The following is a 25,548-nucleotide window of genomic DNA, read 5'->3' as shown; positions in this document are numbered from 1 at the left end:
CGCGGTACTCGAAATCCTCATGTACTTCAGTACATTCCGGTTTCTGTGTTCCGGGCGCCTAGTCTTAAAAGCAAATCTGAAATTTTTGGTACGTTTGTTTCAAAAGAGCGAATGTTGCAATCAGCAATTTACCGGTTGCTGGCTTAAAGAAAGGTTTTAAGATGACTAAGTTAGCGCCTTATCCACAATGGCAATGGGATATCCCCGAGCTGTTCAATATTGGCGTCGCGTGTAGCGACCGCCATCTGGGCACTGCAAAAGCAGATGAAATCGCCATGATTGTGGAGGATGACAGCTTTGGCACCAGCACCATCACTTTTGCTGAATTGGCCGGGCAGACGGATAAATTCGCGCAAGTGTTGCGTGATCTGGGTGTCAGCGCAGGTGATCGTATCCTGATTCGTTTACCAAATAGCCTGGATTATCCCATTGCGTTTCTTGGCGCGATGAAAACTGGGGCGATTTCGGTGCCTACATCCACGTTGCTGACTGCGGAAGAAGTGGCTTATCTGGCTAAAGACTCTGGCGCGGTGGTGTTGGTCACCGATGCTGCTGCCTGGGATGCCATGTCTGCCAAAATGCAGGAAAACATAGCACAGACGCCTAACCTGAAGCATGTTTTACTCACGCAACTGGCGGGTGAGGTTGTGGCGTCATCGGTGGTCAATGTCTTGTCATTGCAAGCCGCATTGGTTGATGTCACAAAAGTACAGGCTGCTTATGCCACGCGGGCGGAAGATCCGGCTTACCTGGTCTATACCTCAGGCACAACCGGTTATCCAAAAGGGGTATTGCATGCGCACCGTGCCTTGCTAGGGCGCCAGCCTGCCGCTGAATACTGGTTTAATTACAGTGATACGTTGCAAGACCGCATCATGCATTCGGGTAAGTTTAACTGGACCTACGTGCTGGGCACTGGCCTGATGGATCCTTTGTATCTGGGTAAAACCGTGATTGTGCACGAAGGAAAAAACGACGCGCAAAAATGGCTGGAACTGATCGCCAAACACGAGGCCACTATTTTTATCGGTGTGCCGACTATTTACCGCCAGCTGCTGCAAAAAACCACGGCCACGCAAGCCGATGTGCCTAGCGTGCGCCATTTTATGAGCGCCGGTGAGCATTTGTCTGATGAAGTACTTACGCAATGGCGCGCGCGTTTTGGCGTGGATATTTATGAAGCGGTGGGGATGAGTGAGTTTTCCTATTACCTGTCGCAAAGCATTTTCCGGCCCATACGCGCTGGTTCGGCCGGTTTTCCGCAGCCAGGGCATGACCTGCTGTTGTTGAATCCGGAAACCCTGGATGTAGTTGCCGCAGGTGAAGAGGGGATGATTTGTGTGCCGGAAGCTGATCCAGGGCTGTTTTTGAGTTATTGGAACCTGCCGGAAGAAACCGCCAAATACAAACACGATGGTTATTTCTTTACCGGTGACTATGCCAAATATGACGCCGATGGCTATATCTGGTTCCTGGGTCGCAAGGATGACATTATCAAAAGTTTTGGTTACCGCGTCTCACCTTATGAGATTGAGCGGGTTTACAAAGGCCATCCTGGCGTGGCGGATTGTGCTGCCATTGGTGAAGAGATCGAGAAAGACAAATTACTGGTGGTGATCTACGTGATTCCAAAACCGGAGAGTCAAGTGCAGGCAGATGAGTTGATCGCTTTTGGCAAACAACACCTGGCTGCTTATAAAACACCGAAAACCGTTTACCTGGCTAAAGAATTCCCACGCACTAAAAATGGTAAAATCCTACGTAAAGATGTTGGACCGGCGATTGCCTACATGAAAAGCAGCGCCCGCTAACGATAACAATGATTTCAAGAACACCTATTTTTCAAAAACCATGGCCCTGATTAAAACGCAAGATTTTATAGAGAGTATTGCTGATGCCCTGCAATATATCTCTTACTACCACCCGGAAGACTATATCCGGGCGTTGGCTGCGGCGTATGAAAAAGAAGCATCACCAGCCGCCAAAGATGCGATTGCGCAGATCTTGACCAACTCGCGCATGTGCGCAGAAGGCAAGCGTCCTTTATGCCAGGATACCGGCATTGTGGTGGCGTTTGTGAAAGTGGGCATGCAAGCGCAGTTTGAAGGCGATATGACGCTGGAAGACATGGTGAATGAAGGCGTGCGCCGTGCTTACCTGCATCCCGAGAACACTTTGCGCGCTTCTATCGTCAATGATCCTGCTGGTGCGCGTAAAAACACCAAAGACAATACACCCGCCATCACCCATGTAGAAATGGTCGTGGGCGATACTGTCGATATCCAGATCGCAGCCAAAGGCGGCGGTTCGGAGAATAAGTCCAAGCTGGCGATGCTGAACCCTAACGATAGTATTGTCGATTGGGTGATGGAAGTCGTACCGCAAATGGGCGCTGGCTGGTGCCCGCCCGGCATGCTGGGCATAGGCATAGGCGGCAGCGCAGAAAAAGCCATGCTGCTGGCGAAAGAGTCATTGATGCAGCCGATTGATATCCAGGAACTGCAGGCGCGTGGCCCGCAAAACCGGATTGAAGAACTGCGGCTGGAGCTGTATGAAAAGGTCAATCAGCTAGGCATAGGCGCACAAGGCCTGGGTGGCCTGACCACGGTGCTGGATGTGAAGATCCTGGATTACCCGACACATGCGGCCAGTTTGCCGGTGGCGATTATTCCCAATTGTGCTGCGACACGGCATGTGCACTTTACACTGGATGGTTCAGGTGTGGCTGAGCTGACGCCGCCAAGCGCGGATGTCTATCCCGATGTGCACTGGGCACCTAGCCCGCAAGCCAAACGCATCAACCTGGATACAGTGATCCGTGCCGATACGCAAACCTGGAAAAATGGCGATACTTTGTTGCTGACCGGAAAAATATTGACCGGACGCGATGCTGCGCACAAGCGCATTAAAACCATGCTGGATAAAGGCGAACCATTGCCGGTAGATTTTAATAACCGCTTTATTTACTACGTAGGCCCGGTCGATGCCGTGCGCGATGAAGCCGTCGGCCCGGCTGGCCCCACCACCGCAACCCGTATGGATAGTTATACCGACATGATGCTGGGCACTGGCCTGCTAGGTTCGATAGGCAAAGCGGAACGCGGCGAAGAAGCACTGGTAGAGATCGCCAGGCACAAGTCAGTCTATTTAATGGCTGTGGGCGGCGCTGCTTACCTGGTGAGTAAAGCAATCAAAAAATCCCGGGTACTGGCCTTTGAAGACTTGGGCATGGAAGCCATCTATGAATTTGACGTGGTTGATATGCCAGTGACGGTGGCCGTCAGTGCGAATGGTGAATCAGTGCACAATACCGGGCCCGCGCTCTGGAAGAAAAAGATTGCTTTGCTCGCCGTGTGATTTTAAATCGCACTCATGTGCCTGAAATCACAGAGTTTCCGCACGAATGCGTGAAACATACGTCATACTACTAAGGGCATAAATGAGGCCGGTATGATAAAAATGAATGGTGGGAAAGTGCGTTATTCAATCGCGTGCGTTTGGCTGATGTGTAGTGTTAGCCTGATTGCACATGCGGAATCCGCGCTGGAGTATTTTACTGACAAGGATGGCCGCTATAACGGGCCATCACTGGAAGACCAGGTCGCCTTGATGGATACCGATAGAAACGGCTTTGCCGATGTGTTTGAAGTCCGTGCCTATCTGGAAAAACAGCATGGCAAAGGTTACCAGAAAGAATTGCTGGATAAATGGGAGTCGTCTGCCGCTGGAAAAAGCTGCAGCACGCCGTTTGCCAAAGAACTATATAGCGACAGTAATCGATAGTATTGAATTTTCAGGAGAGTGTTGTATTTCCTGCTGTCGATGCCTGTCAGTTTGCGGATAATATTGAATGTTACAACCAGTTAACATTCTGCAGAATGGACTGCTTTATAATCAAGTGAGCTAACCCCTCGCACACAGGCGCATCCAGCCTTATTTGCATCACCCTTTGCATCACTACTGACATTGTTTTTTGATAGAGCCTACATCATGTTACAAGCATACGATACCCACGTAAAAGAACGCGCCGCGCAAAACCTGCCTCCCTTGCCGCTCAATGCCGAGCAAGTGGCTGAGTTGGTTGAGTTGTTGAAAAATCCTCCTGCCGGACAGGAAGCCTTATTAGCTGACCTGCTGCAAAACCGCATTCCTGCCGGGGTAGACCAGGCAGCCTATGTCAAAGCGGCATTTTTGGCCGATATCGCCAATAGCAAAACGCACTCACCCCTGGTGAGTGCCGAAAAAGCGGTGGAACTGCTAGGCACCATGCTGGGCGGTTATAACGTGCAGGCGCTGGTAGCCTTGCTGGATACGCCTATGGCAGCTCATGCAGTCAAAGCGTTGTCTACCACCATCCTGCTGTTCGATGCGTTTCACGATGTCGATGAAAAAATGAAGGCGGGCAACCCGCATGCCAAGGCATTGATTCATTCATGGGCCAATGCTGAGTGGTTTACCAGCAAGCCTGCCCTGGCTGAAGAAATCAAACTGGTGGTTTTCAAGCTCGAAGGTGAAACCAATACCGATGACTTAAGCCCGGCACAAGATGCCTGGAGCCGCCCGGATATTCCGTTGCATGCCAAAGCCATGCTGGTCAACCGCCTGACAGACGGCCTGGCAACCATTGCAAGCCTCAAACAAAAAGGCTTGCCACTGGCTTATGTCGGTGATGTGGTCGGCACGGGGTCTTCACGTAAATCAGCGATTAACTCAGTGCAGTGGTGGATGGGTGACGATATCCCGTTTATCCCGAACAAGCGTACCGGTGGTGTGGTCATCGGTAGCAAAATCGCGCCTATCTTTTTCAATACCGCTGAAGATTCCGGTGCTTTGCCGATTCAGTGTGATGTTTCCGGCCTGAATACCGGTGATGTGATTGTGATCAAACCCTATGAAGGCAAAGTATTGTCCGAAGCGGGTGCATTACTGTCTACCTTTGAAATGAACCCGATTACCTTGCCGGACGAAGTACGTGCCGGTGGCCGTATCCCGCTGATTATCGGGCGCGGCCTGACTGCAAATGCGCGCAAGGCTTTGAACTTGCCAGAAACAGACGTGTTCATTAAATCGATTCCAGCCAAAGATACCGGCAAAGGCTATACGCTGGCGCAGAAGATGGTTGGCCGTGCATGCGGTTTGCCAGAAGGCTTCGGCGTTCGTCCAGGCACTTATTGCGAACCGAAAGCGACCACGGTTGGCTCGCAGGATACCACCGGCGGTATGACGCGTGATGAACTGAAAGAACTGGCTTGCCTGGGCTTTAGTGCCGATCTGGTCATGCAAAGTTTCTGCCATACGGCGGCTTATCCAAAGCCTGTCGATATCAAGCTGCAACACGATTTGCCGGAGTTTATGTCCAGCCGTGGCGGCGTCAGCCTGCGCGCCGGGGATGGCGTGATCCACTCCTGGCTTAACCGCCTGATTTTGCCTGATACTGTCGGCACTGGTGGCGATTCGCATACGCGTTTCCCTATCGGCATCAGCTTCCCGGCCGGCTCCGGCCTAGTGGCATTTGCTGCTGCAACCGGTGCCATGCCACTCGATATGCCTGAATCTGTGCTGGTGCGCTTTAAAGGCGAAATGCAGCCTGGCATCACCTTGCGTGACCTGGTCAATGCGATCCCATACGCCGCGATCAAGGAAGGTACTTTAACCGTAGGCAAACAAGGCAAGAAAAACGTTTTCAATGGCCGCGTGCTGGAAATCGAAGGCTTGCCAGACCTGAAAGTCGAGCAGGCATTTGAACTGGCGGATGCTTCGGCTGAACGTTCTGCCAACGGTTGTACCGTGTTGCTGAACAAAGAGCCGGTGATTGAATTCCTGAATTCCAATATCGTGCTCATGCAGAACATGATAGAAAACGGTTATGCCGATGCACGCACGCTGGAGCGCCGTATCGCCAGCATGAAAGCCTGGCTGGCAAAACCGGAGCTGTTGCAGCCGGATAGCGATGCCGAGTACGCGCATATTATCGAAATCGACCTCAAAGACATCACAGAACCCTTGGTCGCTTGCCCGAATGACCCGGACGATATCAAACAGCTGTCTGAAGTCGTCGGTGACAAGATCGATGAAGTGTTTATTGGTAGCTGCATGACCAATATCGGGCATTACCGTGCGGCTGGCAAAGTGCTGGAAGGGGCGGGCGGTATCCCGACCCGCTTGTGGATCGCGCCACCGACACGGATGGACGAAGCCCAATTGCGTGCCGAAGGCGTGTATTCCACATTTGGCGTTGCCGGGGCACGTACCGAGATCCCGGGTTGTTCGTTGTGTATGGGTAACCAGGCGCGTGTCGCTGATAAGGCCACGGTATTCTCGACCTCTACCCGTAACTTTGATAACCGCATGGGTAAAGATGCACGCGTGTACCTGGGCTCGGCTGAGCTGGCTGCCGTGTGCGCCAAGCTGGGCAGGATGCCAACCGTGCAAGAATACCTGGACACCTTGGGTACGCGCTTAACCAACACCGCCGAGATATACAAATACCTCAATTTTGACCAGATGACACAATATGCAGACTCCCTGCAAAATGTGAGGAAAGTCATCCCGATTCAAGAGACGGCATAAGCGTTTTTGTGTGACTGACAAAGGGGAGCTTAGGCTCCCTTTTTTGTTTTTATTCAGAACGCATCCTTGCAACTGTAAAACCTGCATTGCTGACACCAGTTTTGATTATGATGTATTTGCCGGCATAAAACCTTAGATGCACACGCGTCAAATTATGCTGAGTCCATCACCATTTTTTCATAGCCAAGGAGAAGCACATGAAACCGTTTGACCAAGGATTGGTTAATTATCAACATCGTTTATTGGCGCATGATTACGGTCAGGTATTTTGCCGTTTTGATGCCAAGCAACAGGCTTTATGGAGCTATTTGCATCAACCGGAACGCATCCCTTGCATCAACCATGAATTGTTGCTGAACTTGCATGCACATCATGAAGATATCCAGCGCAGCGGGGGTTATGTGCAAATCGATTCTGAACAAGTGCTGCCTATCAAGTACTCCGTATTTGCTTCAGCCACGCCAGGTTATTTCAATATGGGTGGCGATTTGCAAAAAATGGCAGAAGCGATCCGCAATCAGGACCGTGCCCAGTTGCAGGCTTATGCCAAGCTGAGTATTGATGTGGTGGCGCAGCGCGCATTCCGCTTTAACCTGGATCATGTCACCAAGGTTTCGCTGTTGCAGGGCGAAGTATTAGGGGCGGGGATTGAGGCCGCATTGACCAGCGATGTGCTGATCGCAGAGCGTCAATCGGTGTTTTGCTTCCCGGAATTATTTTTTAACATGATTCCTGGCATGGGTGCTTACAGCTTTATTGCGCGTAAAGCAGGCATGGCGGTGGCCGATAAAATGATTCTCGGTTGCGAGCGATTCACCGCTGATCAATGCCTGGAAATGGGCTTGATTGATGTGGTGGTGGATGAAGGCGAGGGCGAGCAGGCTGTGCAGGCTTTTATCCAGAAAAACAGCCGTCAGTCAGAGGGCTTTTTATCTGCGCAGAAAGCCAAGGCGAGAATCAACCCGTTAACGTATAGCGAGCTTGAGGATATCGTCAATGTCTGGGTGGAAAATGCGCTGCGACTGACTGAACGCGATTTAAAAGTGATGGACCGCTTTTGTCGTGCACAGTCTCGCTTGTTCCCAGCCCAGGAAGCGGCTAGCCAGGATGAACAGCATGTGCAGGATACCCAAATGATGCAGCAGCATGCTGTCAATCAATGATATTGCAGCTTACCTATCATGCTTAAGCACGCCGATGCCCAATCATTTGTTTGATCGTTTAGAAGAGAGCTTGCTGCGATACTTGTGCAGTTGCGTGCGGGTCTCTTCGTAAACATCAACCACGGCTTGATACAGGCCGGAAATCGTTTGGGCATCTTCCATGCTTAAGCTTAACAGGCGGCGGCTACGCTTGCTGAGTGGAATCAGACCCATATTGGCGGATTCCCCGGCCAGTGTATGTGCCAGCTTGTGCACGTGTTCAAATTTCAGGTCCAGGCATTCGGTGCCCAGGGCACGAATCAGGTCATCGGTGGTTTCAATAAACTCGGTGATCAGGCGATATAAAAAGGCTTCGCTACCGCCCAGTTTCAATAAATGTTCCATGCGGTCATTGTCCAGCAGCGGCTCGCTGTGCGGTGTCATGCTGGCTACTTTTTCGATAGGCGGTTCAGTGCGCGGCCTATCGGTGTTGATCAGCGTTTGCGCGGCTGCAGCTGCGCGTGCGACACGGGTTGCCGGTTTGACCTCAGGCTGATTGCTAATACCTGTTTCTATGGTTTGTGCGACGGCTTCGATCAGGCTTTGAATCTGCCGTGAAATCACCGGTTTGGTCAGCACCTGGTAAACGCCAGCGTTCAGACAGCGATCCTGCGTGGCCTTGGTGGCATCAGCGGTGAGGATGACGGTGCGTAGCGGTTTGCTGCCGGGCAGGGCATGATAGATGTTGAACACTTCCAGGCCATTCATTTCCGGCATGTTGTAATCCAGAATCATCAGGTCGAACTGATGGTGTTCCAGTGCATCCAGTGCTTCATCGCCATTATCGGCGGCTTTCACCACGCAATGCATGCGCTGCAGTGTTTCATTCAGAATCATGCGGTTCACTACATTGTCATCTGCAATCAGCACGCGAATTTTTTTGCGGAAGCGGGTGTGGCTGCTCAACGGCACGACGTTTGAGGTCATTTCGAGATTGACCTCATTTGAAACATGTTGTGCAGAGGGCTCGCCGTGTGCCATAGGCAACATCACCTCAAAGGTGGTGCCGTTGGTTTCATCACTGGTGACCTGAATCTTGCCGCCCATTAATTCAACCAGTTGCTTGGCAATCGAGGTGCCTAAACCTGTGCCGCCGTAACGTCTGGTAATGCTGCTGTCTGCCTGGGTGAAACTGTCGAAAATATGCGGTAGGGCCTCTGGCTTGATACCGATACCTGTGTCGCGGATATGGAATTTGAGTATGCTCATATTGGCATAATGTTGCGTCACATTGACCACGACATCTACACCACCATGCTGGGTGAACTTGATCGCGTTCGCCACCAGGTTCATTAATACCTGCTCGATATGGTGCATGCTGCCGACATAATGGCGTTCAACGGACGGGTCCAGATTGAAACGTAACCATAATTGTTTGCGCTCTACTTCAATCTGGAACATCAGTTGCAACCGCTGGATCAGGTCAGGTAAATAGAATGGAATATCTTCCAGGTCAATTTTACCTTTCTCGATCTTGCTGATATCAAGCACGTCATTGATCAGTTTTTTCAGGCTGCTGGCGGATGCGCCGACCATTTTTAATAGTTCGGACTGTTTTTTGTCCAGTTTGGATTGCGCCAGTAACTCACTGGCACCAATAATGCCATTGAGCGGGGTACGCATTTCATGGCTGATATTGGACAGGAAGTTGGTTTTGGCCTCATTGGCTTCACCCGCCTGCTTGGTGGCTTTTTCCAGGCTGATCTGCAGACGCAAGGTATGCGGAGGAATCAGCAACAAGGTCAGCAGGAAACCATACGCCAAATGCTGGTGCTGGTTCCAGTAAGGGTTCAGGTATAGCGTGATGCTGAAACCGATCAGGCTGAGCGCATAACAACCTTTAAAGAATTTGGTGCCATAGCGCAGTCCATAGCCAATAATCAGCCATAAATAGATACCGATAAACACACCTGCCATGGCACCGGAAATCATTTGTTCCAGCGAAGTGGCCGTGATATCCATCACCATGGCGATCCATTGCCGTCTTTCATTCTTCTGCGGATTACGCAAAATATTGAACAGCATCAGGAAACCGCAACACAGGTAAATCAGGCACACGCCTACCGGTTGGTAACTGCTGCCATTGAATAGCAGGTAAAGTGTGATGAAACTGACAAACGTTACGCGAATCAATGCCTGTTCAGTCTCATTACTGAGAGATTTGATCTCGATTAACTTATTTATTATTTGTCTGAGTAAATCACGCATGCTTCATGGCGGCCGGAATTATGTCATATCGGGGCAGATGCCTATCGTCTAGTCATCTTCATTTGAATATATAACGGACGATTCTTAAGATAACTTAAAGTTTAACAGGCTGGATTTGATAATCAAAGAAAGTTTACCTTTTGAGCGTTAAGCAGTGACACTTACTGCAAGATATGATAAAAAAGACTATGGTTTGCTGATTTTTACCTCAGATTATGAATGATCCCATCCCCGCCACGCCCGATTGCGCGCCTCCTTCTTTTATCTCCCGCTGCCTGGTACGCACCAGGGCATTGCTACCGATATCTTTTTTTATTGGCGGATTCGTGTGGGATGCCATCACGATAGGCAAGAAAGTCGCCATGCTCGACATGGTGATTTTTGCCTTGTATTTGCTGGTGGCCGCGATATTGATGTATCAGCTGGCGGAACCTTCTTCCAGCGCGCGGCGCGTCGGTGAGCGGTTATTGGGGTGGCAATGGGTGCAAAACAAGGCATCCAGCTGGGCAGTGCATGATTGGCCTTACTGGATATTGCAATTCCTGTTTGGCAGCGTGTTGAGTGCGCTATTCATCCTTTATTTCAAAAGCTCCAGTTATGGCCTGGCCTGGGTGCTGACCTTGCTATTAGGTGCGTTGCTGGTCGCAAATGAATTTATGGAAAGTGAATACCGGCGCTTAAGTTTATGCTGGAGCATGTTTGGTTTGTGTTCCATTTTATGGTGTAACTTTGCCTTTCCTTTCCTGTTTGGCAGTGTGCATGCGGCCTGGTTTTATTTGAGCACTTTGTTAGGCGCCACCATTACCTATGTGCTATACCAGCGTGCGCCGCGCCATGCCGGCCGTATCTGGCCAGTGTGGGTGATTGCGGGCTTGTTGATGGTGGCCTATCGTGCGGACATGATTCCGCCGGTGCCCTTGGTAAAACAGGCAGTGGTGGTTGCGTATGATCTGGAAAAATCACCGCAGGGTTACTGGATGACGGTAGAAAAATCGCCGTGGTGGAATTTCTGGCGCGTGGATAATGACCATTTTTACCTGGCACCAGGGCAGAAGCTGGTCTGTTTTTCGTCTGTGTTTGCGCCACAGGGTTTGCATACCAAACTCGTGCATGACTGGCAGCGGAAAGTGGCGGGGCAATGGGTCAGTGTCTCAACGCCGGGTTTTTCGCTGGCGGGAGGGCGGGATAATGGCTATCGTGGCTATACCTATAAAAGCAATGTCACGGCGGGCGAATGGCGGGTAAAAATACAAACGGCTACCAGGCAAACGATCGCGGTGAGTACCTTTAGTGTCAGTATTGGCACACAGTCAGAGGTGAATCGCCGCGTACGCATACGCTATTAAAGCTTAGCGTTGCTGGCCTTCACACCATGCGCGCGCATGCGCGTCTTGCGCCAGGGTCTGCGCTAGCCAGGTTAGGTGAGGTTCAATGGATTGCCTTAACGTCCATGGCGGGTTGATCACCCACATGCCACTGCCATGCATGCCAAATCCATCTGCACTTGGGTACTGTACATCCAGGCAGATATGCAAATAATCCGTATTCAGGCTGCGCAGTTTATCCAGCATTTGTTGTGGTTCTGGCCGCTGTAATCGAGGATACCAGATCAGATAGGTGCCAGTGGCGAAGCGCTTCAGGCTATCTTTGATGCAATCCACCACGCGCATGTAGTCGTCTTTCACCTCATAGGGCGGGTCGATCAAAACCATGGCGCGTTTGCTTGGCGGCGGCAAACAGGCTTTAATACCTTCAAACCCATCTTTGGCCTGGATAGCAACCCGTCTTTTCTGAGCGCTGAATGTTTGCTCAAGCAATGCTGCATCTGCAGGATGCAGCTCAAACAAACGTAATTTGTCATCTGCCCTCAAAAAATAGTCTGCAATACAGGGCGAGCCAGGATAAGTATCCTGGCCGCTTTGGGCATGCGTCGCGGCAATGGCCTGCAGGTAGCTATCAAAGGCTTCGGGGGCAGCGGCCGCTTGCAACCTGGCAATTCCCCCTAAATACTCAGCCGTTTTATTGGCAACGGCTGTACCCAGGCGGTAAATGCCTGCGCCCGCATGGGTATCAATGGCCCAGTAGACTTTATCTTTCTGGTTAAAATAATCCAGCACCAGGCTATAAACCCAATGCTTGAGGACATCGGCGTGATTGCCGGCGTGAAAGGCGTGGCGGTAACTTAACATGGCAAGGCTCGTGAAGACACGCCATTATAAATCACAATGCTGCGGCCACCCTCTGCATTTTTCTTGCGGGCTATTGTAGAAGCAGCCCAAATTGCTTTAGCATGCAGACATGGACAAATCGCATACCAAACACACTGAAACACACGATTGCTGTGGTTCAGGACATCATGCACATGATGAAAAACACGCTCACACGCACGATGATCATGCACATGGTGACCACGCACATGGCAACCCGTTTTTAATTCCTTTTCTGGCCATCACACTGTTTGCGGTGGTCGAATTTGCCGGCGGCATCTGGACGCAATCGCTGGCACTGTTGAGTGATGCCTGGCATATGCTGTTTGATGTGCTGGCCTTGGGCTTAGCCATGTGGGCTGCACACCACGCCCGCAAAAACCCAGGGCCTAGCCGCTTGGAACTGCGTGTTTCTATGGTAAATGCTGTGTCTATGCTAGTGGTTGCGGTGTGGATCATCATCGAGGCCGTAGAGCGATTCAAAAATCCAGTGCCTGTAGCAGGTGGCTACGTCAGTATCATTGCCGTTTTGGGCCTGTTGGTGAATATTTTTGTGGCCAAACATATGCATCACCAGCATGAACACCAGGGCGGCGACGCCAGCTTAAACCACAGGGCGGCTTTTTTACATGTGCTTGGCGACCTCTTAGGTTCATTCACTGCTGTTGTGGCAGGGGTTGTGATTTATTTTACCGGCTGGGTGACGATAGACCCGATCTTGTCTATCGTGATCTCAGTATTATTGTTTGTCGTTACCCTTAATTTAATCAAGGACATACGACGCGGTACGATTAATCACTCACATTAGCCATCACCCACATTAATCTGAAGGAGAAACATCATGCCTTATGTGAATATCAAACTTGCAGGTTCAGTGACTAAAGAACAAAAGAAACAAATCGCCAAGGAAATCACCGAAACCTTGACCAAACATGCCCAGAAACCCGCCAACTACACCTATATCGTGTTTGAAGAGGTCGCGTATGAAGATTGGGCGATTGGTGGCGAATTGCTGGGTTGACGCCCTCAACGCTGAGCCTTCAAACCTAGGCACATGCGTGTAAAATACACGCATGTTTGATTCCAAGCCCATCCTCAAAAACCTACCCAATTTGCCAGGTGTTTACCGCATGCTGAATGCGGAAAGCACGGTGATTTATGTCGGTAAAGCCAAAGACCTGAAGAAACGGGTTTCCAGCTACTTTAATAAAAACCTGAATAGCCCGCGCACCAAAATGATGGTGTCGCAGATCATGGGCATAGAAACCACAGTGACGCGTTCCGAAGCGGAAGCCTTGCTGCTGGAAAATAACATGATCAAAGGGTTGATGCCGCGCTACAACGTGTTGTTTCGCGATGATAAATCCTACCCTTATATCAGCCTCACTGGCGACGCATTCCCCAGGCTGGCGTTTCATAGAGGCACACAGCGCAAAGGTCACCAGTATTTCGGGCCTTTTCCCAATACCCTCGCGGTGCGTGAAAGTATCCAGTTATTGCAAAAGGTCTTTAAGCTACGCACCTGTGAAAATACGGTATTTGCCAATCGCTCACGCCCATGCCTGCAATACCAGATCGCGCGTTGCACAGCGCCTTGCGTAGACCTGATCTCTGAAGAAGATTACGCACAGGATGTGCGGCATGCCGCGATGTTTTTATTGGGTAAAACCAATGAAGTGATCGATGCCATCGGCGATGAAATGAACCGGGCCGCCGAGGAGATGGAGTATGAGCACGCAGCGATTTTGCGTGACCGTATGCAGGCTTTGCGCCAGGTGCAGGCCAAGCAGTTTGTGAGTGACTTTAGCGTTAGCGATGCGGATGTCATCGCCTGTGCCGCAGCAGAAGGGCAGCACTGCATTAACCTGGTCATGATTCGCGGCGGACGTCATCTGGGCGATAAAAGCTTTTTCCCCAAAAACAGCCAGGATGCTGAGCTGACGGAAACCATGGAAGCATTTCTCACGCAATATTACATCTCGCAAAACACGCCGCCATTGCTGGTGTGCGGGGCTGAAGTCGATAAAGAAGAGTTTGAGGAAGTGTTGAGTGAACAGGCTGGCCGCAAGATCCGCGTGCTGACTAATGCCATCGGCGATAAAAAAGTCTGGCTGAAAATGGCACAAACCAATGCCGAGCTGGCCTTGCAGCAACGCATGGCTACTTCAGCCAACCAGCATGCACGCCTGGTCGCCTTGCGGGAAGCATTGCACCTGACAGAGGGCACTGAGCGTATAGAATGTTTTGATATTAGCCACACCATGGGCGAGGCGACTGTAGGCAGCTGCGTCGTGTTTGACCGCGGCGATATGCAAAACAGCGAATATCGGCGCTACAACATCACCGGTATCACGCCAGGCGATGATTATGCAGCCATGCGCGATGTATTGACCCGACGCTACCGCAAAGTCGCGGCAGGGGAGGGTAAACGCCCGGACCTGGTATTTATTGATGGCGGCAAAGGTCAGCTAGGCGTTGCTATCGAAGTCATGCAGGAAGTCGGCCTGGACGATATTCTGCTGGTCGGCATCGCCAAAGGCGAAGAGCGCAGGCCAGGCCTGGAGACCATGATCTTTTCTGATACCGGTGAAATGCTGAACCTGCCCACGGATAATATCGGCCTGCACCTGCTGCAGCAAATCCGTGACGAAGCGCACAGATTCGCCATCACCGGCCACCGTGCCAAGCGTGCCAAGGCGCGTATTACTTCCAGTCTTGAGGAGATCGAAGGTGTCGGTGCCAAGCGGCGCAAAGCCTTGCTCATGCGTTTTGGTGGCCTGGATGGGATAAAAAGTGCTAGCATAGATGAAATTGCCCAAGTGGAAGGCATTAGTCTGGCCTTGGCGCAAAGCATTTACGAGCGCCTGCATTAAAATTTAAAGCGACGTACTTACCCGCGACATACATCAGAAACAGATATCTATGTGGACTATCCCCAACCTGCTCACCTTGCTGCGTATCGCCATGATTCCGGTGTTCGTAGGCATGTTCTACCTGCCAGCCAATGCCGTTTCGGCCCAAGGGCTGCCCGCTCACTGGGTGAATCTCGCAGCTTCCGCAGTATTCATGCTGGCCGCTTTCACCGATTGGCTGGATGGCTACTGGGCACGCAAATATCATCAGATGTCCAAATTCGGCGCATTTCTTGACCCGGTGGCCGATAAATTAATGGTGGCCGCAGCGCTCATCGTGCTGGTAGAACTTAATCGGGTGGGGGCAGTGGTCGCTCTGATCATCATTGGCCGTGAAATCGCCATCAGCGCCTTGCGTGAGTGGATGGCCAGTATCGGGAAAAGTGCCAATGTCGCCGTCGCTGTGGTGGGTAAAGTAAAAACCGCCGCACAAATGTTGGCCATTACTTTATTGCTCTGGTACGACCCGCTATTCGGATTAAACATTCAATGGCTAGGGGAATGGCTGATCGTCATCGCTGCATTATTGACCCTGATTTCCATGGGGTATTACCTGCGCGCAGCCTGGCCTGCCATTCGCGAAACGCTCTAAAAAAGCATTCCTGGGAAAAGTCAGGTTTTTTCATAAATCTTCCTTGACACAGGGTCAAAAATCATTAAAATGCCAGCTTCCTTACGACGCATGGCGCAAGGAAATACGCGGGAATAGCTCAGTTGGTAGAGCGCAACCTTGCCAAGGTTGAGGTCGCGAGTTCGAGACTCGTTTCCCGCTCCAAATTCAGGGGAAAGCACAGCTTTCCCTTTTTAACATAAGATGTTTTTATGTTGTTGGTTCTGGCGCGATAGCAAAGCGGTTATGCCGCGGCCTGCAAAGCCGTTTAGGCCGGTTCGACTCCGGCTCGCGCCTCCAGATATGCGGGAATAGCTCAGTTGGTAGAGCGCAACCTTGCCAAGGTTGAGGTCGCGAGTTCGAGACTCGTTTCCCGCTCCAAATTTCTAGCAAGCACGTCACCTGAGGGTTTGCAAAACCTTTCAAGGTGGTAAAATACGCAGCTTGTCAGACCTACCGCCCGGATGGTGAAACTGGTAGACACAAGGGACTTAAAATCCCTCGCCGCAAGGTGTGCCGGTTCGATTCCGGCTCCGGGCACCACTTAAATAGTACTTTAAAACCAGCTGCTTAGCTGGTTTTTTTGTATCTAAATTCTTCATCCGTCTTCATCTGACATCTCTATTTTTCATTCAAGTTGTGGTGTAATTGTGGGATAGTATCCAATCGTAGGTTGTTGCAATCGTAGAAATTATGGGTTATCTTATTTCTCAATGATTCTTCAAAAAACCACATAAGCCAACTGCAATCTACAACGATGTCGCAAAATTCTGAACAATTAATTGGAAAGTCGAAGCTGCCTTTGGGCAAGCTATGCGTATTCCTTTTGATATGTTTAGGATTGTTGTCTGCTATACCTATGGCATTTTATAGCTCCATCTTCTCTTATTCACTGCTAGATGTTTTTGGGTTGGCTATGACTTCGATATGTGTGCCTGTCCTGTTGACGCATGCGTCGAGAGATATAGTTAGTAGAGCATTCTCAAATAGTTATAACTTATTACTTGATTTAGGTTTATCGGTAGTTGCCACCGTTGAAAAACTTTGGCAAGGCATCAGTGACGGCATAACACTTTTGCTATTCTTTTTTTGCGAAGTCCTTTCGCTATTTGTAGCTTCACGTTTCATTCATATCCCTATCGTGGCCAGACTTACGGTCACATCCCCACTCTCCAACAGACAATAATTGAATCCTTATTTCTAGCGCCTTCACAGGCATTGCTTAGTAACGCAAATTAGATCTAAGGAGTACATCATGGCCAATATTAATGGCGGTGAACAGATTTTTGCTGCTCTCTTCAAAGAATATGGGGCAACTCTAACTTTCGAAGATGCCAGCTTCAACATTCTTAAATTCAAAAAAATTAAGAGTGCATACACTGCGAGAAGAAGAGGGAAATACCCAATCCGATTTATTGATCTGGGCGGAAAGCTTGGTCATTCTATAGTTGATGTCGTTGAATATCTTGTAACAGGGCAACCTCAGCTTGATTCCCCGGCAACTCCAGTCGCAAAGCGGCCAGGAAGACCAAGAAAAGTAATTAGGACTTCACCCAAAGATTCAGCAGGGGGAAAGTCATGACCTTTTTAGCAAATAATCATCCCGATCAAAGTCGGTTCGATTTAAGTCCGTATGCTCAAATTGAAAGAAAGCTGAATGAAGCAAACTCTAGGAAAAGACAAGCATTAAAGTCGAATCCAGTATTTGATTCAGTAGGCCCAGCAAATGTCATAGTAAATCAACTCCCTCTATGGCCAGAAGACCGCCGAGCAATACCCAACTTGTTCGTACGATCCGCTCTTTTCAACGCACGTAATCCCATCACATACGAAGAGCTTTTCTAAGGACGGCAGCGCAGAGTTGAAGCTTTCATATACTCGGATCAGTGCCCCAATTGACGGTAGCATTGGACAAAAGTCGGTACGCGTTGGGGCATATGTAAATGCTGGAACACCGTTGTCGGCCATTATTCCATTGAATGCCATATTTATAACTGCTAACTACCGTGAAACCCAATTAGCACACGTTGAAACTGGTCAGTCAGTGGATATTAAAGTAGATGCTTTACCTGGAAAGCTTTTAAAAGGCACTGTAGAGAGTATAGGTCCAGCTAGTGGAGTTAGTTATTCAGCAATAGCGCCGCACAATGCTACTGGAAACTTTACTAAAATTGTACAACGGCTTCCCGTACGTATTCGTATTAGTGACAATCAGTCTGAGGCAAAAAAACTACGCGTCGGGATGTCCTTAACAACTAATATTGCTGTTGGCGAATTGTGAACGTTAAATTTTCGGCAAAGGCTTTCCTATACGAAAAAAGACCCAAGGGGTCGACCTTGAATCTCTCTATAAATGGTTGCCCCTTTGTGAGTTGAAAACAGCGCCGACGGGTTATATGTAACTTTTGTAACTTTTTCTAGTTGGATTATATTCGACTGTGAAGGTGTATTATTCAATGAACTTCCATATAAATAAATTCAAGCTTTCCAAGCAGAACAGCGAATTACTTCACAAAAGTTTCCTTTATGGAAATGGGGTTCTTTATCTGCAATTACATCACCTTTCACATTCCCGAATGTTGAGGCTGGTTTATGTTTAATACCATCGTAAAATGCTTGGATAATATGTTCTTTGAAATTTACGCTGCGTGGATGCGCATTCACTACGGCCTCCCTGACTTCATGTGTGTATTGATCATAAGTTAAACCCAAGACATCCATTTCTACACCGGCAGTAACCAGTGCGATAATTGGATGCATGTGTTCTGGAATACCTGGCGTTGTATGTAGAGCAATGGAAGTCCAAACTGTATCAATATCACTCTGAGAAATCCCATGTTGATTTAGAAAATCTCTAGCGGCATTCGCACCGTCTACTTCAAACCTTTCATTTTGGCTACTGTACTGATCTGTCAGCCCCATATCGTGAAACATGCAGCCACAATAAAGTAACTCTGCATCAAATGTTAAGCCGCGCTGTATGCCTGCCAATGCTCCAAAATAATAGACACGGCTTGAATGATGAAATAGTAGATCTGACTCGGTGTCCCGTACTACCTGCGTAATTTGTTTGGCCAAATAGCTATCAGGAATAGTAATTCCACTGACATTAAGCGACATTTTGTAACTCCATATTTGAATGTCCGTACATTCTAAAAAAGTATTAAAATGTCCTCAATTGACTTTTACAGTCAAATAATGCCAAATCACATCTTTGATAGTATTTTCTAACCAACATGATCAAAACCATCGCAATTCTTGCATTACCAGGTGTTCAGTTACTAGACGTCGCTGGGCCAATGGATGTTTTTGCACAGGCAAATGTTGAAGCTAAAACCATTTGCTATGACCTGAAGGTGTTGGGAATTTCTTCCGAATCCATTGTGAGTTCTTCAGGTATTAGACTTCAGCCTGACATCGTCATACCAAGGAGTGGTATCGATTTTGATACGCTGCTCATTGCTGGTAGCCCCGATGCAAGGTTTAGAACTATTTCAACTCAAGTTTCTGATTGGTTGATAGAAGCGACTAGATCAAGTCGGCGTTTTGGGTCTGTATGTACAGGCGCTTTTTTCTTGGCAGCGACGGGCTTGTTGAATAACAGGCATCTCACTACCCATTGGGCCGTTGCAGATGAGTTGGCTAGCCTGTATCCAACCCTGAAAATTGATAAAGATTCTATATATATCAAGGATGGGAAAATACGCACAGCAGCCGGTGTTACGGCCGGAATGGATATGGCATTAGCATTGGTAGAGGAGGATCTTGGCAGAGATATTGCATTAAGAGTCTCTGAACAGCTGGTGATGTATTTCAAACGCCCCGGCGGTCAATTACAGTTTAGTCGCCACCAAGACTCATCGCTGGCTGTTAGATCGGTTCTTCAAGAAGTACAACGCTGGGTTCATGCGAATCCCGCTCTAGATCATAGCATTAGCAATCTTGCTAAGCATGCAGGAATGAGCACCAGGCATTTTTCCAGAATTTTCCGCGACGAAGTTGGTATGTCGCCTATCTCATGGGTGGAAGCAACGAGGATAGAGTCTGCGAAGCGACTACTTCAAAACGGGCATGATACGCCCAAGGTGGTTGCATACAAATGCGGCTTCGCTAATGCGGATACCCTTAGACGAACATTCAGAAAATATGTGGGATTAACGCCTGCTGAGTTCAGGCGAAACTATCCTATTCCTGACCTGACGTAGTATTCAAGAATCCCCGGAAAAAGAATTAGCTTGTTATTTCTGGGTAGAATCCAGTAAAAATCTCTTGGTGCTATCGAGAATGTCTTTGGATAACTCCTCATCACTCACGGCCCTGGCAATCACAAGAGCTCCAACCATAGAGGTAAGCAATGCAATAGACTCCTCTCTGGCATTTGAAGGCGACTGCCATGGGAACTCTTGGGTGAGTTTATCCAAGGCACCTTGAATGTATTTAGTGAAAGCTTCTTTGGTCTCTGGTTCATTCTTGATTTGAGATCCCAATGCGGCTGTTATACAACCAGTTCCCGAATCATCCCGGTGCCTTTGACTCAGATAGTCTTCTACATATGCCGCTTTCTTTTCAGTAGATTTATTAACTGCGGCAATACTCTGGATCGCTTTATCTCCAGCAAAGCTGAGACATTCTGCCATCAAAGCTTCTTTTGACTTGAAGTGATTATAGAAAGGACCATGTGTTAAACCGGTCGCTTTCATAATTTCACTCACACTAACGCCATCGAATCCTTTTTCCCTAAACAACCGAGATGCTTCCTCCAGGATCTTGATATGTTTCTGAGCTGTTTCTTCTGCCGGGTATCTCATAAGGCTCTAAATTTTAATTGTTGACATTAAACATTATATCCATCATGCTTCAATTAAATCAAACATGATGTATATCATGTTTGATTTCAACTATACGTATTTTTAATCAATTTAAGGAAACGACATGAGTGAAAAATCTAAAGCTTCGTTAGGTGTAGCTGTTGTTACAGGTGCTTCTGCAGGTCTTGGGAAGGTGTATGCAGAAAGGCTTGCTGACCGTGGTTATGACTTGATTCTGGTTGCTCGTAGGAAAGAAAGATTAGTTGAGTTGGCGGAATCTTTGAAAGAGAAATATGGTGTAAATGCATCGGAGTTCGTTGTAGATCTGTCTAAAAAAGAAGATATCTTAAAAGTCGCTCAAGTGATTGATACCAATTCATCAATCACTCTATTGGTTAATAATGCTGGCGTTGGTAGCTTCTCTCCTCTGGTTGATGCAGATAAAAACGATGTGGACGCAATGAATGAAATCAATGTCACTGCATTAGTAGATTTATCGTACGCAGCGCTAAAGCGATTCAAACAAAGAAACAACGGAACCATCATTAATATTGGTTCAGTCCTGTCCTTCTTCAATTTGCCGATCAGCACTATTTACAGCGCGACCAAAGGTTATGTGATGAATTTTACTAGGGGACTTCAAGGCGAGGTTGAAGGGACAAATGTATTCGTGCAGTTAGTATTACCAGCCTCGACAGCAACAGAAATATGGGACCTTGCTGGAATCCCTCTAAAATCATTGAATCAAGATACAGTAATGACGGCAGAAAATTGTGTTGATGCAGCTTTAGCTGGGCTAGATATGAGAGAACTGGTGACATTGCCTTCTGTGGAAGACAAGGGACTTTGGGAAGCTTATGACGAAGTGCGTAAGAGATTATTTGCTGCCACTCAAATAGGCATGCCCGCCTCTCGCTATAACGTGTAAAAAGTGACGACCCCTTCAGCTAAATATATTTGAAGGGGTAACTTGCTTCACACATTCGGTTGAGTTCATAGCAAACCTAAATACAAGCCTGTTAAATCACAACCGTCAAAAGATCAGATATATCACAATTTAAGAATTCACATATTTTCCCCATTTGCACCGTAGAGGTGTTGTAGCTCGGGTCTTTGATCATTCTGTGTAAGGTCGTTCTACTGATTCCTGTTGAGTTAGATATTTCAATGATGGTTATGACTTTGCCAATTGCAATCTGTCTTTTGAAAATGGCTTGTTTCAATGTGATGAGAATCATGTTTGACTACTTAATGGAATGTGTTTGATAAGGCTGGGTAAACAGATCCAATGCATCAACTGCATCGCTTGGGCTATGCCCTTCTTTTAAAACAAAACTATCGAAGCCACACCGTGACAAGTAATTAACTGTGTCAATCAATACATCGCCTAGGGCCCGCAATTCACCAGTCCATTGGTACTCATTTCTCAGACTCCAAGCGAGTGAGAAACCTCTGCCATCGCTATAAGCGGGAAAATCGATTGCCAAAAACGCAATTAAATCCAGTTCATGAAGAGCTACCTCATCAACGATAAGGTCTTCTATAGTAGATCCTGTTTTGAGAATTAACCCAACTTTATGTTGCCTCGGGCCATGACCGATCAATGGCATCAGGTGATTGATTCCTACCATCCAGTAAGGCTCGTCCGGCGGTAATGCGAAACCATTATCCAAGTTGGATTCAAATAGCCTCCAGGCGTTGGGCTTTAATTCCCCGTAATGAATAAACTCCTGATTAGGCATGCAAAGCCCCTTTATTCGCTGAGGCCTTGGATGAGTAAACTGAACTCTTGAATGGTTCTATGCCGACTCTATCAATGACATCAATAAATAACTCCTCATCAAACTCACGAAGACTGAGGTATGTAGTAATGATGGTCTCAATCACCTCAGGAATTTGTTCTCGTTTGAACGATGGACCAATAATTTTTCCGATTGAGGCGCCTTTATTGGCTTCAGGCTTATCTGACTGAGCAACATCATATTGCCGGCCACCCAATGTGATTTGATACCATTCCTCTCCATTTTTATCGACACCTAAGATGCCAATATGGCCAATGTGGTGATGACTACAGGCGTTGATGCAACCTGAAATATTGAGATCAATTGGTCCAATATCATAGAGAAAATCCATATCGTTGAATCTCTCTTGAATGGCCATTGCCACCGGTATGGAGGCTGCATTTGCCAGATTGCAATAATCCATTCCTGGGCAAGAAATAATATTGGTGAGATAGCCAATGTTCGCAGTGGCCAGTTTTGCTTTATCGAGAATTTGCCAAACAAAGTACAGATCTGAGACGCGTACGTCAGGCAAGACTATATTCTGTTCATGGCTCACCCGAACCTCACCGTAGCTATATGCGTCTGCAAGATTAGCGATCACTTCCATTTGATCTGCTGAAATGTCACCGGGAGCTTCACCATGTGCCTTGAGTGAAGCTGTGACTGAGATATAACCTTTTACTTTATGTTTATGAGTATTGCTCTGTACCCATTTTTTGAAGGATTTATTCGTAAGATATTGCTCAGGATAAGACTCATCAGAAATGGTGGCGTATTCAGGCCAAGTGAATTGATCTTTGACTTTATTTAGATCATCCTCTGAAACGCCGCCAACATTGGCTTTAATTTTTTCCCACAATGATTCGACCTGTTCTGCAAAAATTGCAGGGGTTAAGTCTTTGACTAAAATTTTGATTCTAGCTTTGTACTTATTGTCTCTACGGCCATGCAAATTATAAACACGGAGAATGGCCTGCAGATAGGTGAGCAAATCCTGCCATCTTAAGAAGTCTTTAACCTGGTGCCCAACTAAAGGCGTTCTACCAAGTCCGCCTCCAACCCATACTTTGAATCCGATCTCGCCGTTAACTTCCGTTGCATGAAGGCCTATATCATGCACGCCTACTGCGGCTCTATCAGTGACTGCACCACTAACAGCAATTTTGAATTTTCGAGGTAAAAATGCGAATTCAGGATGAAGTACAGACCATTGCCTAATGATCTCGCACCATATTAGGGGGTTCACAATTTCATCATGTGAGACGCCAGCAAAATGATCTGTAGTGGTATTTCGAATGCAATTTCCGCTGGTCTGGATGGCATGCATTTGTACAGTTGCTAACTCGGCCAAAATGCTTGGCACATCCTTAAGCTTGGTCCAGTTAAACTGGATGTTTTGGCGGGTCGTTAAATGCCCATATCCCTTGTCAAACTTGCGGGATATCTCAGCCAGTTTTCTAAGTTGATACGAACCCAGGATTCCATAGGGAATTGCAACCCGGAGCATTGGGGAATGTCTTTGCAAGTAGAGACCATTTTGCAATCTCAGGACGCGAAAATCTTCTTCAGAAAGTTTTCCTGCTAAAAACCGTTCCGTCTGATTTTTAAATTGAGTGACTCTTTGCTCAACCAGGCTTTGGTCTCTGTCATCGTACTTATACATTTTTTCATCCTAATGAAATTTAGGATGAAGGATAAATTTTATAAAAGAAACAATACAGCTGCAGATTTCTGTAAAAACTACGTATCAGATCAAGTGGTAATCAATTTGCCAAGAATTGCCAAAGCATCATCGACCTGTTCGTCGTACTCATGTCCGTAGTTAAGTCTGATGAAGTTCTTAAAGCTTCTTTGCGCAGAAAATATCGGGCCAGGAGCAATACTGATTCCGTTATCCAAAGCGGTTCTATGGAGCTTAAGCGCATCCACTTTTTTCGGCAATTCAATCCAGAAAAAGTATCCGCCATGGGGTCTTGAAATCCGCGTTTCTTCAGGAAAATATTGTTCGATTGCCTTCAGGTAGCGGAGCTGTTCCAAAATGAGCACATGCCTTAGCTGTCGCAGATGTCTATCATAGCCACCCTTTGACAAGTAGTTCGCTAAGGTCTGCTGAGCCGGGACTGATGTAGTGATCGAGGTTGAAAGCTTTAGTCTCTCAACCTTCTTTGCGAACCTACCAGCGGCGACCCATCCAATTCTGTATCCAGGGGCAAGGCTTTTCGAAAAAGATGAACAATGCAGTATCAAACCTTCTGCATCGTAAGATTTTGTAGGGGTAGGGCGTTTATCATCAAAATATAACTCTCCGTAAACATCATCTTCAATTAATGGCAGTTGATATTTGGTGATGATTTCCACTAAACGCTTTTTGTTGGCGTCTGGCATTAAGCTACCAAGCGGATTTTGAAAATTGGTCATCAGCCAACAAGCTTTGGGTTGATAGCGTTTGATGGATTCTTCCATCAAATCCAAATCAATGCCGGTGTCGGGGTGACTAGGTACTTCAACAGCTTTCAAACCATAGCGCTCGATTGATTGCAGGGCAGCATAAAAAGTGGGTGATTCGATCAAGATGGTGTCACCAGGACGGGTTACAGCAGCCAGGCAAAGATTCAGTCCTTCCAAAGCACCATTGGTGATCACAATTTCTTCGGTAGGCATGTCGATTCCATCAATGCGATACCTTAATGCAATCTGGCGACGAAGTTCATTATCCCCAGGTCCCAGATCTTCGACTGTACGCCATGGATCCATCTTTTGGACTGTGTATGACATGGTTTTGGCGAGCTTGGCCATTGGAAATAGCACCGGGCTTGGAAAAGCAGATCCAAAAGGAACGCTGCTTCTTGATCTGGTGGCTTCTAGAACTTCAAAAACCAGATCACTGACATCTACCTCTTGCTGGGTTGCGATACCTTCTGGCTTCTGTTCTGCCAAAGGTCTGAGCTTTTTGATACTGCTATTAACGTAATAGCCAGACCTCGGTCTGGTGGTGATTAATCCTCGGGCTTCTAAAAGATAATAAGCCTCAAATACCGTTGAGGCGCTTACTCCTCTCTTCTTACTAGTCTCCCTAACGGAGGGTAATTTTTCCCCAGGTTTAATTACCTCATCCCTTATAGATTTCGCGATTGCCTCTGCTAACTCTTCATATCGTTTCATAGGATTTCCAGTAAGTCGGTAGGTTTCTTATTTTCAATATACATCTGATACGCTGTTTTTGTATATTTCTGCTGCTGTTTATTTA

General features: G+C 47.8%; 22 protein-coding genes and 4 tRNA genes. 18 read left to right on the top strand and 8 right to left on the bottom strand.

Annotated elements, in window-relative coordinates:
* Window positions 1–161: 161 nt before the first annotated feature.
* From ACSSVF_RS13105 to ACSSVF_RS13085, 5 genes are all read left to right on the top strand, one after another.
* Window positions 162–1,811, top strand: a complete 1,650-nt coding sequence (locus ACSSVF_RS13105; protein ID WP_492404007.1) for an acetate--CoA ligase — start codon at window positions 162–164, stop codon at window positions 1,809–1,811.
* A gap of 40 nt (window positions 1,812–1,851) precedes the next feature.
* A complete protein-coding gene (locus ACSSVF_RS13100; RefSeq protein ID WP_492404006.1) occupies window positions 1,852–3,357 on the top strand; it encodes a fumarate hydratase in 1,506 nt (501 codons plus the stop codon).
* A 147-nt stretch (window positions 3,358–3,504) separates the two neighbouring features.
* A complete protein-coding gene (locus ACSSVF_RS13095) occupies window positions 3,505–3,783 on the top strand; it encodes a hypothetical protein (protein WP_492404004.1) in 279 nt (92 codons plus the stop codon).
* A 207-nt stretch (window positions 3,784–3,990) separates the two neighbouring features.
* Window positions 3,991–6,570, top strand: coding sequence for a bifunctional aconitate hydratase 2/2-methylisocitrate dehydratase (acnB, locus tag ACSSVF_RS13090; protein ID WP_492404003.1), 2,580 nt, complete (start codon window positions 3,991–3,993; stop codon window positions 6,568–6,570).
* A gap of 197 nt (window positions 6,571–6,767) precedes the next feature.
* Window positions 6,768–7,733 (top strand): crotonase/enoyl-CoA hydratase family protein, encoded by a 966-nt coding sequence (locus tag ACSSVF_RS13085; RefSeq protein ID WP_492404002.1) that lies wholly within the window; start codon window positions 6,768–6,770, stop codon window positions 7,731–7,733.
* A gap of 42 nt (window positions 7,734–7,775) precedes the next feature.
* On the opposite strand, the gene ACSSVF_RS13080 is transcribed toward ACSSVF_RS13085, so the two are convergent.
* Window positions 7,776–9,980 carry an ATP-binding protein gene (locus ACSSVF_RS13080; protein ID WP_492404000.1) on the bottom strand — a complete coding sequence of 735 codons (2,205 nt, stop codon included), beginning with the start codon at window positions 9,978–9,980 and terminating at the stop codon, window positions 7,776–7,778.
* A 215-nt stretch (window positions 9,981–10,195) separates the two neighbouring features.
* Between ACSSVF_RS13080 and ACSSVF_RS13075 the strand changes: the two genes are divergently transcribed.
* Window positions 10,196–11,326, top strand: a complete 1,131-nt coding sequence (locus tag ACSSVF_RS13075) for a DUF2914 domain-containing protein (RefSeq protein WP_492403998.1) — start codon at window positions 10,196–10,198, stop codon at window positions 11,324–11,326.
* Window positions 11,327–11,329: 3 nt separating this feature from the next.
* Here ACSSVF_RS13075 and ACSSVF_RS13070 read toward each other — a convergent pair whose 3' ends face one another.
* Window positions 11,330–12,169 (bottom strand): 23S rRNA (adenine(2030)-N(6))-methyltransferase RlmJ, encoded by an 840-nt coding sequence (locus ACSSVF_RS13070; protein ID WP_492403996.1) that lies wholly within the window; start codon window positions 12,167–12,169, stop codon window positions 11,330–11,332.
* A 109-nt stretch (window positions 12,170–12,278) separates the two neighbouring features.
* On the opposite strand from ACSSVF_RS13070, the gene ACSSVF_RS13065 reads away from it, so the two are divergent.
* The 10 genes from ACSSVF_RS13065 (at window position 12,279) to ACSSVF_RS13020 (ending at window position 17,990) form a co-directional block, all read left to right on the top strand.
* Window positions 12,279–12,995, top strand: a complete 717-nt coding sequence (locus ACSSVF_RS13065) for a cation diffusion facilitator family transporter (RefSeq protein ID WP_492403994.1) — start codon at window positions 12,279–12,281, stop codon at window positions 12,993–12,995.
* A 33-nt stretch (window positions 12,996–13,028) separates the two neighbouring features.
* Window positions 13,029–13,208, top strand: a complete 180-nt coding sequence (locus ACSSVF_RS13060) for a tautomerase family protein (protein WP_442586142.1) — start codon at window positions 13,029–13,031, stop codon at window positions 13,206–13,208.
* A 52-nt stretch (window positions 13,209–13,260) separates the two neighbouring features.
* Window positions 13,261–15,060: an excinuclease ABC subunit UvrC gene (gene uvrC / locus ACSSVF_RS13055; protein WP_492403992.1), complete on the top strand. Its 1,800-nt coding sequence runs from the start codon at window positions 13,261–13,263 to the stop codon at window positions 15,058–15,060.
* A 49-nt stretch (window positions 15,061–15,109) separates the two neighbouring features.
* Window positions 15,110–15,691: a CDP-diacylglycerol--glycerol-3-phosphate 3-phosphatidyltransferase gene (pgsA, locus tag ACSSVF_RS13050; RefSeq protein WP_442586144.1), complete on the top strand. Its 582-nt coding sequence runs from the start codon at window positions 15,110–15,112 to the stop codon at window positions 15,689–15,691.
* A gap of 107 nt (window positions 15,692–15,798) precedes the next feature.
* Window positions 15,799–15,874: transfer RNA gene (locus ACSSVF_RS13045), tRNA-Gly, on the top strand.
* 61 nt (window positions 15,875–15,935) lie between these two features.
* Window positions 15,936–16,009: transfer RNA gene (locus ACSSVF_RS13040), tRNA-Cys, on the top strand.
* Window positions 16,010–16,014: 5 nt separating this feature from the next.
* A tRNA-Gly gene (locus ACSSVF_RS13035) sits at window positions 16,015–16,090 on the top strand.
* A 77-nt stretch (window positions 16,091–16,167) separates the two neighbouring features.
* A tRNA-Leu gene (locus tag ACSSVF_RS13030) sits at window positions 16,168–16,252 on the top strand.
* Window positions 16,253–16,964: 712 nt separating this feature from the next.
* Complete coding sequence (locus ACSSVF_RS13025) at window positions 16,965–17,291, top strand: hypothetical protein (RefSeq protein ID WP_492403990.1); 327 nt, start codon at window positions 16,965–16,967, stop codon at window positions 17,289–17,291.
* 279 nt (window positions 17,292–17,570) lie between these two features.
* Complete coding sequence (locus tag ACSSVF_RS13020; RefSeq protein ID WP_492403988.1) at window positions 17,571–17,990, top strand: HlyD family secretion protein; 420 nt, start codon at window positions 17,571–17,573, stop codon at window positions 17,988–17,990.
* 197 nt (window positions 17,991–18,187) lie between these two features.
* Here ACSSVF_RS13020 and ACSSVF_RS13015 read toward each other — a convergent pair whose 3' ends face one another.
* Complete coding sequence (locus ACSSVF_RS13015) at window positions 18,188–18,829, bottom strand: HD domain-containing protein (protein ID WP_492403986.1); 642 nt, start codon at window positions 18,827–18,829, stop codon at window positions 18,188–18,190.
* 116 nt (window positions 18,830–18,945) lie between these two features.
* Here ACSSVF_RS13015 and ACSSVF_RS13010 point away from each other — a divergent pair, with 116 nt between their 5' ends.
* Window positions 18,946–19,914 carry a GlxA family transcriptional regulator gene (locus ACSSVF_RS13010; protein WP_492403984.1) on the top strand — a complete coding sequence of 323 codons (969 nt, stop codon included), beginning with the start codon at window positions 18,946–18,948 and terminating at the stop codon, window positions 19,912–19,914.
* 33 nt (window positions 19,915–19,947) lie between these two features.
* Here ACSSVF_RS13010 and ACSSVF_RS13005 read toward each other — a convergent pair whose 3' ends face one another.
* A complete protein-coding gene (locus ACSSVF_RS13005; protein ID WP_492403982.1) occupies window positions 19,948–20,517 on the bottom strand; it encodes a TetR/AcrR family transcriptional regulator in 570 nt (189 codons plus the stop codon).
* A 124-nt stretch (window positions 20,518–20,641) separates the two neighbouring features.
* Here ACSSVF_RS13005 and ACSSVF_RS13000 point away from each other — a divergent pair, with 124 nt between their 5' ends.
* Complete coding sequence (locus tag ACSSVF_RS13000) at window positions 20,642–21,445, top strand: SDR family NAD(P)-dependent oxidoreductase (protein WP_492403980.1); 804 nt, start codon at window positions 20,642–20,644, stop codon at window positions 21,443–21,445.
* 91 nt (window positions 21,446–21,536) lie between these two features.
* Here the strand turns inward: ACSSVF_RS13000 and ACSSVF_RS12995 are convergent, their stop codons facing one another.
* The 4 genes from ACSSVF_RS12995 to ACSSVF_RS12980 form a co-directional block, all read right to left on the bottom strand.
* Window positions 21,537–21,755: a helix-turn-helix domain-containing protein gene (locus ACSSVF_RS12995; protein WP_492403978.1), complete on the bottom strand. Its 219-nt coding sequence runs from the start codon at window positions 21,753–21,755 to the stop codon at window positions 21,537–21,539.
* Between the two features lie 6 nt (window positions 21,756–21,761).
* Window positions 21,762–22,259 carry a DUF934 domain-containing protein gene (locus tag ACSSVF_RS12990; protein WP_492403976.1) on the bottom strand — a complete coding sequence of 166 codons (498 nt, stop codon included), beginning with the start codon at window positions 22,257–22,259 and terminating at the stop codon, window positions 21,762–21,764.
* Entirely contained in the window at window positions 22,252–23,964 is a 1,713-nt protein-coding gene (locus tag ACSSVF_RS12985) for a nitrite/sulfite reductase (RefSeq protein ID WP_492403974.1), read from the bottom strand. Before ACSSVF_RS12985 ends, ACSSVF_RS12990 begins: the two co-directional genes overlap by 8 nt.
* 89 nt (window positions 23,965–24,053) lie before the next feature.
* Window positions 24,054–25,463 carry an aminotransferase-like domain-containing protein gene (locus ACSSVF_RS12980; RefSeq protein ID WP_492403973.1) on the bottom strand — a complete coding sequence of 470 codons (1,410 nt, stop codon included), beginning with the start codon at window positions 25,461–25,463 and terminating at the stop codon, window positions 24,054–24,056.
* Between the last annotated feature and the right edge of the window lie 85 nt (window positions 25,464–25,548).

This window comes from Methylophilus sp. E2MeOHC9, from assembly GCF_058744375.1.
This window is presented reverse-complemented; position numbering and strand designations above follow the sequence as displayed.

Excerpts from the sequence above, each read along its gene's own strand:
- ACSSVF_RS13105 (WP_492404007.1), top strand. The coding sequence starts at position 162 with ATGACTAAGTTAGCGCCTTATCCACAATGGCAATGGGATATCCCCGAG.
- ACSSVF_RS13100 (WP_492404006.1), top strand. The coding sequence starts at position 1,852 with ATGGCCCTGATTAAAACGCAAGATTTTATAGAGAGTATTGCTGATGCC.
- ACSSVF_RS13095 (WP_492404004.1), top strand. The coding sequence starts at position 3,505 with ATGTGTAGTGTTAGCCTGATTGCACATGCGGAATCCGCGCTGGAGTAT.
- acnB (WP_492404003.1), top strand. The coding sequence starts at position 3,991 with ATGTTACAAGCATACGATACCCACGTAAAAGAACGCGCCGCGCAAAAC.
- ACSSVF_RS13085 (WP_492404002.1), top strand. The coding sequence starts at position 6,768 with ATGAAACCGTTTGACCAAGGATTGGTTAATTATCAACATCGTTTATTG.
- ACSSVF_RS13080 (WP_492404000.1), bottom strand. The coding sequence starts at position 9,980 with ATGCGTGATTTACTCAGACAAATAATAAATAAGTTAATCGAGATCAAA.
- ACSSVF_RS13075 (WP_492403998.1), top strand. The coding sequence starts at position 10,196 with ATGAATGATCCCATCCCCGCCACGCCCGATTGCGCGCCTCCTTCTTTT.
- ACSSVF_RS13070 (WP_492403996.1), bottom strand. The coding sequence starts at position 12,169 with ATGTTAAGTTACCGCCACGCCTTTCACGCCGGCAATCACGCCGATGTC.
- ACSSVF_RS13065 (WP_492403994.1), top strand. The coding sequence starts at position 12,279 with ATGGACAAATCGCATACCAAACACACTGAAACACACGATTGCTGTGGT.
- ACSSVF_RS13060 (WP_442586142.1), top strand. The coding sequence starts at position 13,029 with ATGCCTTATGTGAATATCAAACTTGCAGGTTCAGTGACTAAAGAACAA.
- uvrC (WP_492403992.1), top strand. The coding sequence starts at position 13,261 with ATGTTTGATTCCAAGCCCATCCTCAAAAACCTACCCAATTTGCCAGGT.
- pgsA (WP_442586144.1), top strand. The coding sequence starts at position 15,110 with ATGTGGACTATCCCCAACCTGCTCACCTTGCTGCGTATCGCCATGATT.
- ACSSVF_RS13025 (WP_492403990.1), top strand. The coding sequence starts at position 16,965 with ATGGCCAATATTAATGGCGGTGAACAGATTTTTGCTGCTCTCTTCAAA.
- ACSSVF_RS13015 (WP_492403986.1), bottom strand. The coding sequence starts at position 18,829 with ATGTCGCTTAATGTCAGTGGAATTACTATTCCTGATAGCTATTTGGCC.
- ACSSVF_RS13010 (WP_492403984.1), top strand. The coding sequence starts at position 18,946 with ATGATCAAAACCATCGCAATTCTTGCATTACCAGGTGTTCAGTTACTA.
- ACSSVF_RS13005 (WP_492403982.1), bottom strand. The coding sequence starts at position 20,517 with ATGAGATACCCGGCAGAAGAAACAGCTCAGAAACATATCAAGATCCTG.
- ACSSVF_RS13000 (WP_492403980.1), top strand. The coding sequence starts at position 20,642 with ATGAGTGAAAAATCTAAAGCTTCGTTAGGTGTAGCTGTTGTTACAGGT.
- ACSSVF_RS12995 (WP_492403978.1), bottom strand. The coding sequence starts at position 21,755 with ATGATTCTCATCACATTGAAACAAGCCATTTTCAAAAGACAGATTGCA.
- ACSSVF_RS12990 (WP_492403976.1), bottom strand. The coding sequence starts at position 22,259 with ATGCCTAATCAGGAGTTTATTCATTACGGGGAATTAAAGCCCAACGCC.
- ACSSVF_RS12985 (WP_492403974.1), bottom strand. The coding sequence starts at position 23,964 with ATGTATAAGTACGATGACAGAGACCAAAGCCTGGTTGAGCAAAGAGTC.
- ACSSVF_RS12980 (WP_492403973.1), bottom strand. The coding sequence starts at position 25,463 with ATGAAACGATATGAAGAGTTAGCAGAGGCAATCGCGAAATCTATAAGG.